General features: G+C 72.8%; 13 protein-coding genes. 7 read left to right on the forward strand and 6 right to left on the reverse strand.

Annotated features, from left to right (window positions below; translation table 11 throughout):
- The first annotated feature begins 143 nt into the window (after positions 1 to 143).
- From efeU to FHX73_RS22080, 3 genes are all read left to right on the forward strand, one after another.
- On the forward strand, positions 144 to 2219 hold the full coding sequence (gene efeU / locus FHX73_RS22070) for an iron uptake transporter permease EfeU (RefSeq protein WP_145906656.1): 2076 nt from the start codon (positions 144 to 146) through the stop codon (positions 2217 to 2219).
- Positions 2219 to 3547: an iron uptake transporter deferrochelatase/peroxidase subunit gene (efeB, locus tag FHX73_RS22075; protein WP_145906657.1), complete on the forward strand. Its 1329-nt coding sequence runs from the start codon at positions 2219 to 2221 to the stop codon at positions 3545 to 3547. Before efeU ends, efeB begins: the two co-directional genes overlap by 1 nt.
- A 114-nt stretch (positions 3548 to 3661) precedes the next feature.
- On the forward strand, positions 3662 to 4402 hold the full coding sequence (locus FHX73_RS22080) for an exonuclease domain-containing protein (protein ID WP_246213645.1): 741 nt from the start codon (positions 3662 to 3664) through the stop codon (positions 4400 to 4402).
- 24 nt (positions 4403 to 4426) lie between these two features.
- Here FHX73_RS22080 and FHX73_RS22085 read toward each other — a convergent pair whose 3' ends face one another.
- The 3 genes from FHX73_RS22085 to FHX73_RS22095 form a co-directional block, all read right to left on the reverse strand.
- Positions 4427 to 5473 (reverse strand): polysaccharide deacetylase family protein, encoded by a 1047-nt coding sequence (locus tag FHX73_RS22085; RefSeq protein WP_145906658.1) that lies wholly within the window; start codon positions 5471 to 5473, stop codon positions 4427 to 4429.
- Positions 5474 to 5651: 178 nt separating this feature from the next.
- Positions 5652 to 6581: a phosphotransferase enzyme family protein gene (locus tag FHX73_RS22090; RefSeq protein WP_145906659.1), complete on the reverse strand. Its 930-nt coding sequence runs from the start codon at positions 6579 to 6581 to the stop codon at positions 5652 to 5654.
- 125 nt (positions 6582 to 6706) lie between these two features.
- Positions 6707 to 8908, reverse strand: coding sequence for an MMPL family transporter (locus tag FHX73_RS22095; protein WP_145908443.1), 2202 nt, complete (start codon positions 8906 to 8908; stop codon positions 6707 to 6709).
- A 569-nt stretch (positions 8909 to 9477) separates the two neighbouring features.
- On the opposite strand from FHX73_RS22095, the gene FHX73_RS22100 reads away from it, so the two are divergent.
- From FHX73_RS22100 to FHX73_RS22110, 3 genes are all read left to right on the forward strand, one after another.
- Positions 9478 to 11652 (forward strand): MMPL family transporter, encoded by a 2175-nt coding sequence (locus FHX73_RS22100; protein ID WP_145906660.1) that lies wholly within the window; start codon positions 9478 to 9480, stop codon positions 11650 to 11652.
- Positions 11653 to 12007: 355 nt separating this feature from the next.
- Positions 12008 to 12217, forward strand: coding sequence for a cold-shock protein (locus FHX73_RS22105; protein ID WP_145906661.1), 210 nt, complete (start codon positions 12008 to 12010; stop codon positions 12215 to 12217).
- A gap of 159 nt (positions 12218 to 12376) precedes the next feature.
- Complete coding sequence (locus tag FHX73_RS22110) at positions 12377 to 14095, forward strand: DEAD/DEAH box helicase (RefSeq protein ID WP_145906662.1); 1719 nt, start codon at positions 12377 to 12379, stop codon at positions 14093 to 14095.
- Positions 14096 to 14141: 46 nt separating this feature from the next.
- Here FHX73_RS22110 and FHX73_RS22115 read toward each other — a convergent pair whose 3' ends face one another.
- Positions 14142 to 15026, reverse strand: a complete 885-nt coding sequence (locus FHX73_RS22115; RefSeq protein WP_211786234.1) for a helix-turn-helix transcriptional regulator — start codon at positions 15024 to 15026, stop codon at positions 14142 to 14144.
- An 83-nt stretch (positions 15027 to 15109) separates the two neighbouring features.
- Here FHX73_RS22115 and FHX73_RS22120 point away from each other — a divergent pair, with 83 nt between their 5' ends.
- Positions 15110 to 16099 carry an SMP-30/gluconolactonase/LRE family protein gene (locus tag FHX73_RS22120; protein WP_145906664.1) on the forward strand — a complete coding sequence of 330 codons (990 nt, stop codon included), beginning with the start codon at positions 15110 to 15112 and terminating at the stop codon, positions 16097 to 16099.
- A 19-nt stretch (positions 16100 to 16118) separates the two neighbouring features.
- Here FHX73_RS22120 and FHX73_RS22125 read toward each other — a convergent pair whose 3' ends face one another.
- A complete protein-coding gene (locus tag FHX73_RS22125; protein ID WP_145906665.1) occupies positions 16119 to 16616 on the reverse strand; it encodes a hypothetical protein in 498 nt (165 codons plus the stop codon).
- Positions 16594 to 17889, reverse strand: coding sequence for a WXG100 family type VII secretion target (locus tag FHX73_RS22130; RefSeq protein ID WP_145906666.1), 1296 nt, complete (start codon positions 17887 to 17889; stop codon positions 16594 to 16596). Before FHX73_RS22130 ends, FHX73_RS22125 begins: the two co-directional genes overlap by 23 nt.
- Positions 17890 to 17899: the final 10 nt, after the last annotated feature.

The raw sequence follows: 17899 nt of genomic DNA on the forward strand, positions 1-17899 counted from the left end.
CTGAGCCTTACCTAACCCGTTACCGACTTTCCGTGGACCCCTGTGCCGGGCCGTGACTAAGGTATGCCTAAGCTAAGTACCGGTCGCGACCGCGGCCCTCGCACGCCTTGGCCGTGATTGAGAATCAGGGGAGTTCAGCACCGATGTGGGACGACGCGTTTCCAAGCTTTCTGATCGGGCTTCGGGAGGGCCTGGAAGCCGGCCTCATCGTCTCGATCCTGGTCGCCACGCTGGTCCGGTCCGGTCAGAAGGGCCGTCTCCCGCAGGTGTGGACCGGCGTGCTGGCCGCCCTCGCCCTCGCCCTCAGCTTCGGCGCGGTGCTCACCTTCACCGCCGCCAACCTCTCCGGCCAGGCGCAGGAGGCCTTCGGCGGCGCGCTCAGCCTGATCGCGGTCGCCTTCGTCACCGCGATGGTCTTCTGGATGCGCAAGTCCGCCCGGACGCTCTCCTCGGACATCCGCGAGAAGGTCACCGCCGCGCTCGGCATGGGCGCCGGGATGCTGGTCGTCACCAGCTTCCTGGCGGTCGGTCGGGAGGGCCTGGAGACCTCGCTCTTCCTGTGGACCACCGCCCGCTCCGCGGGTGAGGCCACCGGCCCGGCGATCGGCGCCGGGACCGGCCTGGTGCTCGCCGCCGGGCTCTGCTGGGGCCTGTACCGGCGGGTGCTGAAGATCAACCTGACCCGGTTCTTCACCAACACCGGCCTGGTGCTGATCGTGATCGCCGCCGGCGTGCTCAGCTACGGCCTGCGGGACCTGCAGGAGGGCGGGGTGCTGCCCGGCGCGCACGCCTACGCCTTCGACCTGAGCGGCTCGCTGGACGCCGGCTCCTGGTACGCGACGCTGGTGCAGGGCGTGTTCAACCTGACCGTCACGATGACCTGGCTCCAGGTGGTGGCCTATGTGGCCTACCTGGCGGTGGTGTTGACGCTCTTCGTCCGCGGGATGCGGAGCACAGCGCCCAAGCCGGTCGAGGCCGAGGTCGTTCCGGTCGAGGCCGAGACCGAGGTCGTCGACGAGGCTACGGAGGAGCCGACCGCGCCGGGGGAGCGCTCCCGCAACCGCTGGCTGCTGCCCGCCGCGCTGGTCACCGTCCCGGCCGTGGTGGCCGGCGTGGTGATCGCCGCCAGCGACGGCAAGCCGGCCGCCGCCGGCACGGTGACCGTCTCGGATGCCAAGAGCGAGTGCGGCAAGGGCTTCGGCACCCCGCAGCCCGGCCAGCAGACCTTCCAGATGCACAACACCGGCAGCAAGACCTCCGAGGTCTACCTGGTCAACCCGGGCACCAACGCGGTCTACGGCGAGATCGAGGGCCTGGCCCCCGGCACCACCCGCCCGCTCACCGCCACCATCGGCAACGGCGACCTGGCCTGGCGCTGCGTGCCCACCGGCGGCGACCCGGTCACCTCCGCCACCGTGCACGTCAGCGGCGGACAGGCCGTCAAGGCGGTGCTGCCGGTCTCCGCGGACGACCTGAAGGCCCCGCTCGACCAGTACAAGGCCTACGTCAACTCCGGCCTGGCCGAGCTGGTGACGCTCACCCAGAAGCTCCAGTCCGACGTGCACGCCGGCGACCTGACGGCGGCCAAGGCCGACTGGCTCACCGCCCACCTCAAGTACTCCTCGCTGGGCGCCGCCTACGGCACCTTCGCCGACCTGGACAAGAAGATCAACGGCCGGGCCGACGGCCTGCCGGACGGCGTCCAGGACAAGGACTTCACCGGCTTCCACCGGGTCGAGTACGGCCTCTGGCACGGCCAGAGCGCGGCCGACCTGACCCCGGCCGCGGACCAGCTCAGCAGTGACGTGGCCGACCTGCAGCAGAAGTTCCCCGGCCAGGACTTCGACCCCACCGACCTGCCGCTGCGCACCCACGAGATCCTGGAGAACACCCTCCAGTTCGAGCTCTCCGGCGACACCGACGAGGGCAGCGGCACCAACCTGGCCACCGCCCAGGCCAACCTGGCCGGCACCCGGGAGCTGCTGACGGTGCTCCAGCCGCTGATCCAGGCCCGCGGCCCGCAGCTGCTGGACACCGTGAACGCGGACTTCAAGCGCCTGGCCGACCTGGTCGCCGCCGCCCAGCACCCGGACGGCGGTTGGACCCCGGTGCAGCAGCTGGACCAGCCCACCCGGATGCGGCTGAACGGCGCCACCGGCCAGCTGCTCGAAGACCTCGCCCCGATTCCCGACCTTCTTGAGATCCGGAAGTCCGCCTGATGACCAGCCAGCAGCCCACCACCGGCTCCTGCCCGTTCCCGCACGCCGCCGCCGCGGTCCGCCCCGAGCCGACCGACGGCTGCCCGGCCGGGCCCGCCCGCCGCCGCTTCCTGGGCGCCGCGCTCGGCGTCGGCGCGGCCGGCGCGGCCCTGGCCGGCGGGGCGCTCGCCCTGGCCGGCGGCTCGCAGCCGGCCGCCGCGGCCGAGGACAGCCGACCGGACCAGGCGGTGCCGTTCCACGGCGAGCACCAGGCGGGCGTCCTGACGCCGCAGCAGACCCAGGCGATGTTCGTCTCCTTCGACGTGATCGCCCAGGACCGGCCCGCGCTGGAGCAGCTCTTCCGCACCCTGACCGACCGGATCCGGTTCCTCACCTCCGGCGGCACCCCGCCCGACCTCGGGGTCGGCGCGCCGCCCTCGGACAACGGGATCCTCGGCCCCACCGTGCCGAGCGACAACCTGACCGTCACGGTCGGCGTCGGCGCCTCGCTGTTCGACGGGCGGTACGGGCTGGCCGGCGCCAAGCCCGCCAAGCTGGCGCCGATGCGCACCTTCCCGAACGACAACCTGCAGGCGGCCGAGCTGCACGGCGACCTCTCGCTGCAGATCTGCGCCAACAGCCAGGACACCGTGCTGCACGCGCTGCGCGACATCGCCCGGCACACCCGCGGCGCGATGCAGGTCAAGTGGCGGATCGACGGCTTCCAGAACGCGCCCCGCCCGGCCGGCGCGCAGCGCAACCTGCTCGGCTTCAAGGACGGCATCGTCAACCCCGACGTGAAGTCCGGCCGCGAGATGGACCGGCTGGTCTGGGTCAAGGCCGGCACGGGCGAACCCGCCTGGGCCACCGGCGGCAGCTACCAGGTGATCCGGGTGATCCGGATGCTGGTGGAGTTCTGGGACCGGGTCTCGCTGGCCGAGCAGGAGAAGATGTTCGGCCGCCGCAAGGACACCGGCGCACCGCTGGACGGCGCGAACGAGACCGACGCGCCGGACTACGCCAAGGACCCCGACGGCAACGCGATCCCGCTGGACGCGCACATCCGGCTGGCCAACCCGCGCACCGACAAGACCGACGACTCGCGCATCCTGCGCCGCGGCTACAACTACGACCGCGGCGTGGACAACGTCGGCAACCTCGACATGGGCCTGGCCTTCTGCTGCTACCAGCAGGACGTGGTCCGCCAGTTCGAGGCCACCCAGACCCGGCTGATCGACGAGCCGCTGGTCGACTACATCTCGCCCACCGGCGGCGGCTACTTCTTCGTCCTGCCGGGCGTGCGGGACACCGCCGACTGGCTCGGCCGCACCCTGTTCGCGGCGGCGTAGCGGGGCGGCGGCCGGCGCCGCCGCGGACCCGGCGGGTCCTCTTGTCACAGGTCGCGGCCATCATGGGAGCCGACGGAACGACAGGGGGACGTCGGTGGGACGAAAGAGGCGCTGATGATGGGCGAGCTTGACGGCGGCGGGCCGGGCGCGGCGCCGTGGTGGCAGGGACCCCTGGTGGGGTTCGACCTGGAGACCACCGGGACGGACCCGGCCCAGTCGCGGATCGTGACGGCCGCGCTGGTCGAGGTGCTGGACGGGGTGCCGGTGCGCACCACGCGGTGGCTGCTCGACCCCGGGGTGCCGATACCCGAACCGGCCCGGGCGATCCACGGGATCAGCGACGAGCAGGTGCGCAGCGCCGGGCGGCCCGCCGCCGAGGCGGTCGAGGAGATCGCGGCGGCGCTGTGCGAGCGGCTCGGCCGGGGCACCCCGGTGGTGGCGTTCAACGCGCCGTTCGACCTCTCGCTGCTCGACGCCGAGCTGCGCCGGCACGGCCGCGCGCCGCTGGCCGACCGGCTGGCCGGCGAACTGGTCGCCCCGGTGCTGGACGCGCTGGTGATCGACCGCGCGGTGGACCGCTACCGCAAGGGCTCGCGCGGTCTGCAGCGGGTCTGCGAGGTGTACGGGATCGAGCTGGCCGACGCCCACGAGGCGGCCAGCGACGCGCTGGCGGCGGTCCGGGTCGCGGTCGCGCTGGGCCGGCGCTACCCCACCGAGGTGGGGGAGTTGACGCTGGCCGCGCTGCACGAGCAGCAGGTGCACTGGTACCGCGAGTGGGCGCAGGGCCTGCAGTCCTGGCTCCGTTCGGGCAAGGACCCGCAGGCCGTGGTGGACGCCCGCTGGCCGATGCGCTGACGCCCACCCGTTCCTGACGGTCCGTCAGCTAGCCGGGAAGTCGAAGGTGTAGCCCTGCTGGACCAGCCAGGGCAGCAGCTGGGCCAGTGCGGCGACGCTCTGCGAGCGGTCGCCGCCGCCGTCGTGCATCAGGATGATGCCGCCGGGCCGCAGCTCCTTGTGCACGTTGGCCAGGATGGCCGGCACGCCGGGCCTGGACCAGTCGAGGGTGTCCACGGTCCAGCCGAGCGGGCGCAGGCCGCTCTGGACGGCGATCTGGCGGTTCTCCGCGCTGAAGTCGCCGCCGGGGGCGCGGAACCAGCTGATCCGGGTGCCGGGGCCGCCGGCCTTCTCGATCATGTCCTTGGCCCCGTTGATCTCGTAGACCTGCTTGTCGTGCGAGAGCGTGTGCATCGGCTGCGGGTGGTGCACGGTGTGGTCGCAGAGCCGGTGGCCCTCGGCCAGGATGCGCTGCACGATCGCCGGGTCGGCGGCGGCCTGCGGGCCGATCTCGCAGAAGGTCGCCTTGGCGTGGTACTGGGCGAGCAGGTCGAGGATCTTCGGGGTGGCCGGGCCGGGGCCGTCGTCGAAGGTGAGCGCGACGGTGCGGCCGCCGGTCGCGGTGCCGTAGGCGATCGAGGCGGCGGGCGCGTCCGGGGCGGGCGGCGGGGCGGCCGCGGTGGTCGCGGGCGCGGGGCTGCCGGGCGGGGTGGGGGTGCTGCTGCCGGTGCCGGCGTTGTGGCCGGGGCTCGGCCGGCCGGTCGGGCCGGGGGCCGGCTTGCCACCGGGCTTGCCGCTGGGGGTCGTTGCGCCGGGGGTCGTTCCGTCGGGCGTCGTTCCGTCGGGGGCCTCGCTGCTGGCGGCCGGGCCGCTGGACGCCGTTGCGCCGGGGGTCGTTGCGCCGGCCCCGGGGCTGGTGCCGCCGTCCGTCGGCCCGTTCGCCGCCGTGCTCGCGCTGGGCGCGCCCTTCGCGCTGTCGCTGCCGCCGGTCTGGCCGGGGCCGCAGGCGCAGGCCAGGGCGAGTGTGACGGTGGCCACGCAGCCCAGGGCGGCGCGGCGCAGAACGGTGCGGTGGTTGCCGGAGGCGGTCATGCGGCAGCTCCTGACGTTGGATCAGCCGCGTGGGATCGGTGCGCGACTGCTGCCTACGACGATGGTGGCGCGGAGAGCGGTTCCGAAATGATGAGAGGATTGTGAGAGCTATCTCACCAAAGCTGGGAGTTCGCCCCGCCCCGCCGCGCCGTCGTGCGTGCCCGAAGCGTCGCCCCGGTCAGAAGGAGTGCCAGCGCACCGACCGGTCGCCGTCGCGCAGCGACGCCACCCGGCGGCGGAACTCGGCCGGCGCCGCCCCGCCGTTCGCCGCGTGCTGCGCCACCCAGGCCGCGCTCGCGATCTCCCGGGCCCCGCAGAGCACCCGGAACCCGGCCCAGTCCCGCACGTCCCAGCCGTAGCCGCGGGCGAAGGCGAGGTAGTCCGCCTCCGCCATGCCGTACCGCAGGTACCCGAGGGCGACCACCACCAGGTCGTGCTCGCGCAGGTCGTCGGCGACGGTCTCCAGGTCGACCAGCACCGGGCCGTGCGGGCCGAGGTGCACGTTGCGCGGCAGCGCGTCGCCGTGGATCAGGCCGGTCGGCAGCACCGGGACCAGTTCGGCCAGTTCGGCCTCCCGCTGCTCGCAGAGCCGGAGCAGGAAGCCGGTGTCCGCCGGGTCGAGCAGGCCCGTGGCCGAGTGCAGCCAGCGCGGCACCGGGGCGAGCAGGCGGCGCGGCGGCAGCGGCGGGTCCAGCGCGGGCGCGCCCGGCAGCAGGTGCAGGGCGCGCAGCAGTGGGCCGAGGTCGGCCGGGGTGGCCGGGCGCACCTGCGGGGCGAGCCGGTGCCAGAAGGTCACCGGGTGCCCGTCCGCGGTCGGCGGCCGGCCGCCGGGCTGCTCGACCAGGCCGTCGGCCGGGCGGGGGACCGGGATCCCGGCGCCGTCCAGCCAGCGGGCCACGGCCAGCTCCCGGCCGGCCCGTTCGGCCAGCTCCGGGTGCCGGCCCACCTTGGCGACCACGGCCGGGTCGCCGAGGTCGAAGACGGCGTTCTCGCCCAGGGCGATCAGCCGGGCGCCGGCGGGTTCCGGCAGTCCGAGGCCGGCGCAGGCGCGGGCGAGCAGATCGCGGGCCCTGGCTTCGTCGAAGAGCGGTGCGGGGTCGGCGTCCATGCGCACGAACCTACCGGCCGCACCCCTCGCGGGGGACGACCGGCAGCGGGTTCGGCTGAGTGACCGTCAGATGATCAGGGCGGCCGTCGCAGGGCCAGGGCGGCCGTCGGAGGGTCAGCTGCCGCTCACATCGAGACCAGCTCCGGCGCGCCGGCCGTCGGGCCGTCGGCCGGCGGGGCGACGGGCTCCGAGTGGCCCAGGTCCGGCAGCCAGCCGAGCCAGCGCGGCAGGTACCAGTTGCGCTCGCCGAGCAGGGTCATCGCGGCGGGCAGCAGCACCCCGCGGATCACCGTGGCGTCGACCAGCACCGCGACCGCCAGGCCCACGCCCATCTGCTTCATGGACTGCATGGAGAGGGTGCCGAAGACCGCGAAGACCGCCACCATGATGATCGCCGCGCTGCTCACCACCCCCGCCGTGGAGCGGATCCCGTGCGCCACCGCCGCCCGGGTCTCCAGGCCGCGGTCGTGCGCCTCCTTGATCCGGGAGACCACGAAGACGTGGTAGTCCATGCTCAGCCCGAACAAGATCACGAAGAGGAAGAGCGGCACCCAGGACTCCACCGCGCCCACCCCGGCGGTGCCGAGCAGCGAGGCGCCGACGCCGTGCTGGAAGACCAGGGTGAGCACGCCGTAGGCCGCGCCGACCGAGAGCAGGTTGAGCAGCACCGCCGTGACCGCGATGCCCAGCGAGCGGAACGAGGCGAGCATCAGCAGGAAGGCGAAGGCCACCACGAAGCCGAAGACCGGCAGCATGCTGGAGGTCATCTGCTGGTTGAAGTCGTGGGAGCCGGCGGTGTCGCCGGTGACCGGTGCCACGGTGCCGGGCACGGTGAGCAGGGTGTGCGGCACCACGTCCTCGCGCAGGGTCCGCAGCGCGGCGGTGCTGGTGGCGTCGTTGCCGCTGCCGTTGAGCGGGACGTCGATGACGGCGATGTTCTGCGCCTGGTGCACCGTCACCTCGATCGGGCCGTGCATCCGGCCGCTGGCCAGCGCCCGGGCCTTGAAGTCGGTGATCGCCTGCTGCATCGCCGGGGACTCGATGTCGGTGGCCTTGACCACCACGCCGGCCGGCGCCGGAGCACCGGGGAAGGCGGCCTGGATCCGCTCGGAGGTCTGCACCAGGGCGTTGCCCTTGGGCAGCAGCTGTTGGAAGGTCAGGTTGGCGGTGTGCATGGTGAGCAGCGGGGCGGCCAGGGCGAGCAGCGCGCCGGTGGCCAGCACGGTGGCGGCCAGCGGGCGGCGCAGCACCGGGGTGAGCACCGCGTTCCAGACCCGGCTGCCGCTGCTCGGGTCCGCGGCCTTGAGCCTGCGCAGCAGCGGCACCCGGCCCTTCTCCACCCGGTCGCCGAGCATCGAGAGCAGCGCGGGCAGCACGGTCAGCGAGCCGAGCACCGCCGTGACGACCACCACGATGGTGGCGTAGGACATCGCCTTGAAGTCGGCGATGCCGGTGAGGAACATGCCGGCCATCGCGACCACCACGGTGATCCCGGAGACCAGCACCGCCCGGCCGGAGGTGGCGGCGGCGATCCGCAGCGCGGTCCGCGGGTCCCGGCCGGCGGCCCGTTCCTCGCGCTCCCGGCGCAGGTAGAACAGGCAGTAGTCGACCCCGACGGCCAGGCCGACCAGCAGCATCACCGAGGAGGCGTCGTCGCTGGTGTGCAGGAAGGAACTGCTCAGCGCGGTCAGGCCGCCGGCGGCGATGAAGGCGGTCAGCGCCAGGCCGACCGGCAGCACGGCGGCGACCAGCGCGCCGAAGGCGATCAGCAGGATGCCCAGGGCGAGCGGCACGGCGGTCCACTCGGCGCTGGCGAAGTCGTTCTCGAACTGGTCGTTGATCCATTTGTTCGCACTGCCCTCGCCGAACTCCTCGACCCGGAAGCCGGGGGAGTGCCGCTGGACGTCGGCCACCGCGTTCTGCGCGGCGGTGACGTTGTCGGCGGCCCGGTCCTGGTCGCCGACCAGGTCGAACTGGACCAGGGCCGAGTGGCGGTCGGCCGAGACCGCCCCGGTGTCGTAGGGGGAGCGCAGCGCGGTGGCCTTGCCGGTGGCGCGCAGGGCGGCGACCACCCGGTCCACCGTGTCGTGGAAGCCGGCGCTGTCGGCGGTCAGGCCGGGGTCCTGCACCAGCACGGTCTCGCCGGCCGGGGTCTTGATGCCGGCCCGGTCGAGGATCCCGGCCGCCTGGGCCACCTGACCGGGCATCGACTCGGAGTCGGTGATCTTGTGGCTGCCGGCGGCGCCGCCGAGGTAGGCGGCCAGGACGACGAAGAGCAGCCAGCCGAACACCGCGGTCTTGCGGTGGCGGGCGCTCCAGTCGCCCATCGCGGCGGCGAGACCGGGGCGGGGTGCGCGTCTGCGGTTGGGACGACGGGTGGTCGGACGACCGGTGGTTGGCACGGGACTCTCCCCCAGGGGAAACACGGCTGCGGCGGGGCCCCGCTCGGACGGTTCCGGGGCCGCAACTGACCTTAGGGAAGGGTGCGTTGACGGGTAATCCGGCCAGCGGGTGAGTGCACCCTGGGTCTTCCCCCAGGGGCGGGGGTGGGGTTTTCCCTAGGTGGGGCTCCACCTTGGGTACGGGAAGAACTCCACCCTGAGGGGGAGGGATCTCCACCCGGGGGACGAGGTCAGGCCCGGTGGCGACGGGTGAGGATGGTGCAGGGCAGTTTCCGGGCCCCGCGGGGGATCGTCTGAACGTGGATCGCGACCAGACCGGTCGGGCGACGGGCAAAGTCGCTTGCCGGGCGGCCAGTAAGTTCTCGTATGATGCTGCCCCGACTTACTTACCTGCCGACCGGCTAAGGCCTCGGGGCCTTGGCCGACCTTCGTCGCCGCCCATGCGACCACGTCCCCTCGGGCTGCGGTGAGCCATGCCAGGAGGCATCACAAGCATGTTCCACCGAATCGGACAGTTCGTCGTCAAGCATGCCTGGTGGGTGATAGCCGCCTGGGTGGTCGCCGCCATCGCGATCATCGCAGCAGCGCCGAAGCTGGTCAGCTCGGACGACGAGAGCGACTTCCTCCCGAAGAACTACGAGTCGATCGTCGCCTCCAACCTGCAGCAGCAGGCCTTCCCGAACGCGTTCAACCCGAACGCCATCCTGCTCTTCGAGCGCACCGACGGCGGTCAGCTGACCACCCAGGACAAGCAGGACATCGACAAGGTCACCACCGGCCTGACCAACGAGCACATCCAGTACGTCCAGGCGGTCGTGCCGGTGAGCGACAAGACGGTCTCCAAGGACGGCAAGTACGCGCTGTCCATGGTGGGTTACACCAAGGACGTGCCGCAGCAGTCCAACGACACCGCCAAGAAGCTGCGCGACGACTCCAAGTCGCTGGCCACCGGCACCAGCCTCAAGGTGCTGATGGGTGGTCAGGCCGGCCAGGCGCTGGACCAGTCGGACTCCTCGAACACCGCCGACACGCTGATCTTCCTCGGCAGCTTCCTGCTCATCGTGGCCATCCTGGCGGTGATCTTCCGCAGCGCGATCATCTCGGTGCTACCGCTGTTCCTGATCATGGCCGTGATCATGCCGACCAGCAACGCGCTGATCGCCGACGCCACCAAGCTCTTCGGGCTCAAGGCGAACAGCACGATGTCCGCGATCCTGATCGTGGTGCTGCTCGGCGTCGGCACCGACTACTTCCTCTTCCTGATGTTCCGTTACCGGGAGCGCCTGCGCGCCGGTGAGGAGCGCAGGCAGGCGATGATCAACGCGATCGGCCGGGTCGGCGAGGCGATCGCCTCCGCCGCCGGTGCGGTCACCGTCGCCTTCGCCGTGCTGATCCTGTCCAGCCTCGGCCTGTTCAAGGCGATCGGCCCGGCGCTGGCCATCGCCGTCGTCACCACCGCGATCGCCTCGCTCACCCTGGTGCCCGCCGTCTTCTCGGTCATCCCGGAGCGCGCGCTCTTCTGGCCGGGCAAGAAGTGGATGCACGAGAAGGACGGCGCCCGGTTCGCGGCGCTCGGCCGGGTCACCCAGCGCCGCCCCGGCCTGGTGGCCGCCGTCTCCGGTGGCTTCCTGATCCTGCTGACCCTGGCCTCGCTCGGCTACAAGGGCACCTTCGACCTGGCCTCCGGCTCGATGCCGGCGTCCAAGGAGTCGATGGTCGTCCAGAACACGATGATGAAGGCCTTCTCGGCCGGCGCCGCCGACCCGTCGCAGGTCTACGTGACCTCGACCAACGGCTCGCCGCTGGACAAGAGCACCTTCCCGGCCTACACCGCCGCGCTCGGCACCGTGAAGGGCGTCTCCGAGGTCGCCCCGCAGCCGGTGGTCAGCAAGGACGGCATGACGGCCAACTTCACCGTCACGCTGCGGGACGACCCCGCCTCCAACGCCGCGCTCGACACCATGGACGGCCTGCGCGCCGAGGCGCACAAGGCGACCCCGGCCGGCACCAAGGCCGTGGTCGGCGGTCAGACCGCCGTCGAGTCGGACATCAACGCCGCGATGGACCACGACTACAAGACGGTCTTCCCGATCGCCGCGGTGCTGATCATGGTGATCCTCGGCCTGCTGCTGCGCAGCGTCGTCGCCCCGTGGTACCTGCTGGCCTCGGTCGGCCTCGGCTTCGGCGCCACCCTGGGCGCCACCAGCCTGGTCTTCCAGCACCTCGACCACCAGGCCGGCATCATGTTCATGCTGCCGATCTTCATCTACCTGTTCGTGGTCGCGATCGGCACCGACTACAACATCCTGATGATCGCCCGCCTGCGGGAGGAGGCCCGCGAGGGCCGCGACCCGCGCACGGCGGCCTACGAGGCGATCAAGCACGGCGGCCCGACCGTCGGCTCGGCCGGCACCATCCTGGCCGCCTCCTTCGCCACCTTCATGCTGGCCGGCAACGTGCTCTTCAGCGAGATCGGCTTCTCGATCGCGTTCGGCATCGCGATCTCGGCCTTCGTGATGGCGATGTTCTTCACCCCGGCGCTCACCGCGCTGCTGGGCAAGGCGGCTTGGTGGCCGGGCCACCAGGACCCGGAGCACAGCGGTGGTCGGCACGCGGGCGGTCCGGCCCTCGGCTCGTCCCACGACGCGCAGCCGGCCGGTCGCCACTGACCCGGTCGCCACTGGCCCGGTCCCGCTGACCCGGCCCCGGCACCCACGGCGGGCCGCCCCCGAGCACTGCTCGGGGGCGGCCCGCCCGCGTCCGTCGGCCGCCGTTCACCTGCGGTTTCGCCGTGATCGGGACCCGGCCGAACCGGCCGAAAATTATCCGATCAATCGGGCGGTCGCCGTGCTACAGTCGAAGCAGTTGCAGTTTTGGTTCCCATGAACGTTTGTGTGCGCCTGCTGGTAATCAACCAACAGGCGCATTTGTTTTGTCCGGCGTGTCATCACCGGATGGGGATCGCGGCGACGCGAGGGTCACGCAGTGTGGTTCTCGTAGCCCCAGGTATGTGAGGAATCGGTTATGGCTACCGGCATCGTGAAGTGGTTCAACAGCGAAAAGGGCTTCGGCTTCATTGAGCAGGAGGGTGGCGGCCCGGACGTGTTCGCCCACTACTCCAACATCCAGGCCGGCGGCTTCCGCGAGCTGTTCGAGGGCCAGAAGGTCGAGTTCGACGTCACGCAGGGCCAGAAGGGCCCGCAGGCCGAGAACATCACCATCGTCAACAGCTGACCAGCTCTCGCTGGACACGCGTGACGAGGCGAAGGCCCGCACCGTACGGTGCGGGCCTTCGCCCATGCCGCCACATCGGCCGGGGCGGCGATCCTCCTCCTGTCGGCCGACCCAAGGTTCACCCCTCTGTGGTGACCGCTCAGGACGGAGTACTCCCGTATGACTGATCAGACTCTCCCCCAGCCTTCGGCCGGGGGGAGCCCCAGGGCCGGAGCAGGCCGTGGCCGCCCCCGCGGCGGCAACCCCCGCACCGGCGCGCCGCGTTCCGGCGCCCCCCGCGCCGGGTCCGGCCAGCCCCGCCAGCGCGGCGGTGGCGGCGGTGGCGGCGGTGCTCGCCAGCGCCCGGTCGCCGCGGCCGCCGAGTTCACCACCGTGACCGGCACCCCGGCCCGCCCGGCGGCGCAGACCTTCGCCGAGCTGGAGATGCCCAAGGCGCTGCTCTCCGCGCTGACCCGGGAGGGCGTCACCGAGCCGTTCCCGATCCAGGGCGCCACCCTGCCCGACTCGCTGGCCGGGCGCGACGTGCTCGGCCGCGGCCGCACCGGCTCCGGCAAGACCCTCGCCTTCGGCCTGCCGCTGCTGGCCCGCACCTCCGGCAGCCGGGCCTCGGCCCGCCGCCCGCTGGCCATGGTGCTGGTGCCCACCCGCGAGCTGGCCCAGCAGGTCACCGACGCGCTGACGCCCTACGCGACCGCCGTCAACCTGCGGATCGCCACCGTGGTCGGCGGCATGTCGATCACCCGGCAGGCGAACGCGCTGCGCCGTGGCACCGAGATCCTGGTCGCCACCCCCGGCCGGCTGGACGACCTGATCAACCGTCAGGACGTCTACCTCGACGACGTGCGCACCACCGTGCTCGACGAGGCCGACCAGATGGCCGACATGGGCTTCCTGCCGCAGGTCACCAAGCTGCTGGAGCAGGTCGCCGAGGGCGGGCAGCGGATGCTCTTCTCCGCCACCCTGGACCGCAACATCGACCGCCTGGTGCAGCGCTTCCTGACCGACCCGGTGGTGCACTCGGTGGACCCGTCGGCCGGCGCCGTCAGCACCATGGACCACCACGTGCTCCAGGTCGACGCGACCGACAAGGCCTCCGCCACCGCGCACATCGCCTCCCGCGACGGCCGGGTGATCATGTTCGTGCACACCAAGCACGGCGCCGACCGGCTCGCCAAGCAGCTGCTGGCCAGCGGCGTGCGCGCCGCCGCGCTGCACGGCGGCAAGTCCCAGCCGCAGCGCAACCGCACCCTGGACCAGTTCCGCGACGGCCGGGTCAGCGCGCTGATCGCCACCAACGTCGCCGCCCGCGGCATCCACATCGACGGCCTCGACCTGGTCGTCAACGTGGACCCGCCGATCGACCACAAGGACTACCTGCACCGCGGCGGCCGCACCGCCCGGGCCGGCGAGTCCGGCACCGTGGTCACCCTGGTGCTGCCCGAGCAGCGCCGCGACGTGGCGAAGCTGATGACGGTGGCCGGCATCCGCCCGACCACCACCAAGGTGCGCCCCGGCGACGCCGAGCTGACCCGGATCACCGGCGCCCGCACGCCCAGCGGCATCGCGGTCAGCCTGGCCCCGCCGCCGGAGCCGGCCGCCGCGCCCAAGGCCGGTGGCAGCGCGGGCAGCTCCAACCGCCGTTCGTCCGGCCCGCGCAGCAAGCTGCCGGCCGACGTGGACTCCAACGGCAACGCCAAGCGGCGCCGCCCCAAGCAGCACCTGGGCGGGGGCAACGGCGGCACCGGCGGGTCCGGCGGCAGCGGCTCGAACCGGATGGCGGCCGGCTTCATCGGCAAGGCGAGCGGCTCGAAGCCGGGCAGCGGCTCGAAGACCGGCTCCAACTACGGCACCGGCCGCCAGCGGCGCGCGGCGCGCTGACGGCGTCTTTTGAGGGTTCGTCAGAGGCCGTCAGGGTGAGCTGCCGTCAGGCGGCCACCGTGACGGCCTCCGGCTGTTCCGCTCGCTCTGCCTGCTGCGCCGTCAGGAGCGGCAGTAGGCTCTCGGTGGCCGCGTCGCGCGGCGAGAACACCACCAGCTCCAGGCCGCCCGGGGCCGCCAGCACCACCTGGTCGAAGCGCAGCACGCCCAACTCCTCGTGCAGCAGGTCCTTGGCGGCGCCCGCCCGGTCCTGCACCTGGTGTTCGTCCAGCCAGGTGTTCGCCTCCGGGAAGTGCTCGCGCAACCGGCGCAGCAGCGCCGCGATCCGCCGCCCGGCCTCGGTGCGCTGACCGCCGCGCTCGGCGTAGGCGGCGCGCAGGTGGGCCAGCAGGCGGCGGCCGTGGTGCTCCCAGTCCACCGTGCGGGCCCGGTTCGGCAGGTGGGCGAAGGCGATCCAGGCCAGGTTGCGGTCCTCCGGCTCCCAGGCCGAGAAGTCGAAGAGCGCCTCGCCGGCCGGGTTCCAGGCCCGCACCGTCCAGTCCGGGTCCAGCAGGAAGGCCGGCGCCGGTGACTGCGCGCGGACCAGTCGGACCAGCGCCGCCGGAACCTCCGCTGCCCCGCTCGGCTGCCGCGGCGCCGGCTGCGAACCGGCCAGCCGGAACAGGTAGTCGGTCTCCGCGGTGTCCAGCCGCAGCGTGCGGGCCAGGCTGCCCAGCACCTCCGGCGAGGGGTTGATCTCGCGCCCCTGCTCCAGCCAGGTGTACCAGGTCACCCCGACCCCGGCGAGCACCGCGATCTCCTCGCGCCGCAGCCCAGGCGTGCGCCGCCGCACCCCGGGCGCCATGCCCACGTCCGCCGGTGTCAGCCGGGCCCGCCGCGAGCGCAGGAAGTTGGCGAGCGCGTCCCGGCGCACTTGTTGGTGAGTCGACATCGGTTCCCCCATCACCCTGTCAGTACGACTACTAGTATCGCCACGCACTGCTGGCGCCGTCGCCGCCGTACGAGGCTTGAGACATGACCACGAATCAGCAACTCACCCGGCGGTCCGTCCTGGTCGGCGCGCTCGCCTCGGCAGGCGCGCTGGCCCTGGCCCACCCGGCCGCGGCAGCCTCTGACTACGCCCCGGTGGTGCACGGCCACGGCGACGCCCTGCACCCCGAGAGCACCAGTTGGGACCGCCGCGGTCGCCGCTTCCTGATCGGCTCGCTGCACCGCGGCACCGTCAGCACCGTGCGCGCCGACGGCCGGGCGCGCACCCTGGTCACCGACCCGGTGCTGGTCTCCACCCTGGGCATCAAGGCCGACCCGGCGCGCGGCCGGCTGCTGGTCTGCAACGGCGACCCCGCCGGCAAGTCGGTGCACAGCACCGCCGCCACCCAGGGCCGGGTCTCCGGCCTGGGCGCCTACGACCTGGCCACCGGCCGCCGCCTCTGGTACGCCGACCTGGCGGCGGACGGCGGCACCCACCTGGCCAACGACGTGGTCGTGGCCCCCGACGGCACCGCCTACGTCACCGACTCCTTCGCCCCGGTGGTCCACCGGATCACTCCGGACGGCCGCCCCTCCGTGCTGGTCCGCAACCCCCGACTGGGCGTCCCGGCCGGCCAGTTCGGGTTGAACGGCATCGTCCTGGAGGGCCGCCGCCTGTTGGTCGGCAACTACGCGACGGGTTCGGTGTGGTGCGTTCCGCTGGACCGCCCCGGGGACCTGTACCCGGTGGTCACCGACGAGCGGCTGGTCGGCCTGGACGGCGTCACCCCGGTCGGCCCCGGCCACCTGCTCGGCGTCACCAACGCCGTCGGGTCGTCAACGGCAGGCCAGTTGGTCTCGCTGCGCTCGACCGACGGCTGGCGCACGGCCCACCTGACGGCGCGTCCGTGGGCCGACCCGGCGCCGACGGCGGTGACGGTGGGGCCGGAGGGACGGGCGTACGTGCTGTCGGGGCGGCTGGACGTGCTGTTCGGGGGCGGGGTGTCGGACGAGTTCACGCTGCGGCGGGTGTGAGCCGGGGGCGGGTTGGCGGTCAGGGGTGGCGGCGGGTGTGGTTTAGCCAGGCGCCGCGTTCGTTGATGGTGCGGGGGGAGAAGACGTCCGGGACCACTGCGCCGAGGAGGTAGCCGGCGGTGACGGGGAGGAGGACCAGGCCCAGGAGGAGGCCGAGCAGGCCGAAGGGGGTGGAGCGGCCGCGGGCAGCCGCGCTGCCCGCGCGGTTCCACTTGCGGCGGGCCTCTTCAGGGGTGGGCGGGGCGGCGAGCTTGCGGCGGAAGTCGCGGACGCCGAAGCCCGCGGCGATCACGGCGGCGCAGATCAGGGCGACCGTGGCGATCGGGCGCCACTGGCCCCAGCTCGCGCTGACGGCGCTGAAGATCGCGGCGCCGAGCCCTCCGACGACGGCGGTGATCAGGAGGTAGTACACCGCGACCCCGACGCGCCGCAGCCAGTAGCCGGCGCCGCGCCGGTACCAGCTGCGGCCCAGCAGGGGGATGGCCTCGACCGGTTCAGAAGATGCTGGTGATGCCATGCCAGACTGCCTTTCCCGCTCCCGTCACCATGCCGCCGATGGCCTTGCCGGTCTGGGCACCGGCGTGCATGGTGCCGTCCCAGACCCCGGCCACCACGCCGTGGTTGTGGATGTCCTCGCTCCAGTGCTCGTGGAACAGCTTGTCCGCGAAGGTTCCCACACCGACGACGACGGTGCCGCCGATCGCGGCCACGGCCACCGCGCCGTCCACCGGGAGGCTGGCCACCACGCCGGCCGCCACGGCCACGCCCGCACCGAGGCCGACCAGGCCGCCGCCGACGTCGACCAGCAGCGAGTGGCCCCAGGACCAGCCCTCCTGGTGGTCGGAGTTGGCCTCCAGCAGGCCGCCGCCGACCGTGGCCGCGATGTCGATCACCGGGATCTCCTTGAGGAACCGCGGTGCGTCGTCCATCAGCTTGACGCCCTTGGTGGCGTCGGCCAGTTTGTAGTTCAACTGCTTGTCGTAGGGCAGGAACTGGCTGCCGTTCTCGGCCTCGGAGATGGTGGTCTTCAGCTCGGTCAGCTTCTCGGCGGCGCTGGCCCACTGGCCGCGCAGCTGGAAGGCCTTGGGCAGGTTGGCCTCGGCGGTGCGGAACTTGGCCTCTTCGTCGACCAGGGACTTCAGCGCCGCGTCGTGCTTGGCCTGGGCGTCGGGGAGCTCCTTGGCGGCGTCGAGGCCGAGCGAGCGCTCCTCGTCGGTCTTGGCGGTCCACAGGCCGCGCAGGTAGTCGGCGACGGTGATCTTGTCGCCCTTGCCCATCGGCTGGGACGGGTCGATCGAGGCGTAGAGGTCGTTCAGCGCCTTCGCGGCGTCGATCCGGGCCTGCTGGGCGGTCTGCATGATCTCGGCGTAGAGGGTGCCGTAGTCGTGCAGGTCGTTGATGCCCTGCTGTTCCTTGGGGCTGGGCGGGTTGTTGGTCGCGAGCTCGCCCGGCACGCCGGTCGGTCCGACCGGCACGCCCTTGCGCTGGGCGGTGTCGGCCGCGTCCTGCAGCGCGCTCTCGGCCGCGGAGAGGCGGTTGCCCAGGTCGGTCAGCACCTTGCCGGTGGCCTCGACGAGTTCGGAGAACCCGCCGGCCGTCATCGCGTCCGTGGTCCAGGCGGACCGGAATCCGCTGGCCGCGTCGCCGCTCCACCCGGCGTCGCCGACCAGGGAGTCCACCTTCGCGCCGAGCGGCTGGACGATGCCGTCCAGCTGCTGCTTGGCGCCGGTCAGGGTGCTGCCCATGTGCTGCAGTCCGGCGATGTCGCCGCCGACCCAACTCTCGGTCATTGCGTGGTCC

This window comes from Kitasatospora viridis, from assembly GCF_007829815.1.
Taxonomy (GTDB): Bacteria; Actinomycetota; Actinomycetes; order Streptomycetales; family Streptomycetaceae; genus Kitasatospora; species Kitasatospora viridis.

Bases quoted from the DNA above. Each gene is read 5' to 3' on its own strand.
- FHX73_RS22115 (WP_211786234.1), bottom strand. From the start codon at position 15,026: ATGTCGACTCACCAACAAGTGCGCCGGGACGCGCTCGCCAACTTCCTG.
- FHX73_RS22085 (WP_145906658.1), bottom strand. From the start codon at position 5,473: ATGACCGCCTCCGGCAACCACCGCACCGTTCTGCGCCGCGCCGCCCTG.
- efeU (WP_145906656.1), top strand. From the start codon at position 144: ATGTGGGACGACGCGTTTCCAAGCTTTCTGATCGGGCTTCGGGAGGGC.
- FHX73_RS22125 (WP_145906665.1), bottom strand. From the start codon at position 16,616: ATGGCATCACCAGCATCTTCTGAACCGGTCGAGGCCATCCCCCTGCTG.
- FHX73_RS22090 (WP_145906659.1), bottom strand. From the start codon at position 6,581: ATGGACGCCGACCCCGCACCGCTCTTCGACGAAGCCAGGGCCCGCGAT.
- FHX73_RS22130 (WP_145906666.1), bottom strand. From the start codon at position 17,889: ATGACCGAGAGTTGGGTCGGCGGCGACATCGCCGGACTGCAGCACATG.
- FHX73_RS22110 (WP_145906662.1), top strand. From the start codon at position 12,377: ATGACTGATCAGACTCTCCCCCAGCCTTCGGCCGGGGGGAGCCCCAGG.
- FHX73_RS22120 (WP_145906664.1), top strand. From the start codon at position 15,110: ATGACCACGAATCAGCAACTCACCCGGCGGTCCGTCCTGGTCGGCGCG.
- FHX73_RS22105 (WP_145906661.1), top strand. From the start codon at position 12,008: ATGGCTACCGGCATCGTGAAGTGGTTCAACAGCGAAAAGGGCTTCGGC.
- efeB (WP_145906657.1), top strand. From the start codon at position 2,219: ATGACCAGCCAGCAGCCCACCACCGGCTCCTGCCCGTTCCCGCACGCC.
- FHX73_RS22100 (WP_145906660.1), top strand. From the start codon at position 9,478: ATGTTCCACCGAATCGGACAGTTCGTCGTCAAGCATGCCTGGTGGGTG.
- FHX73_RS22080 (WP_246213645.1), top strand. From the start codon at position 3,662: ATGATGGGCGAGCTTGACGGCGGCGGGCCGGGCGCGGCGCCGTGGTGG.
- FHX73_RS22095 (WP_145908443.1), bottom strand. From the start codon at position 8,908: ATGGGCGACTGGAGCGCCCGCCACCGCAAGACCGCGGTGTTCGGCTGG.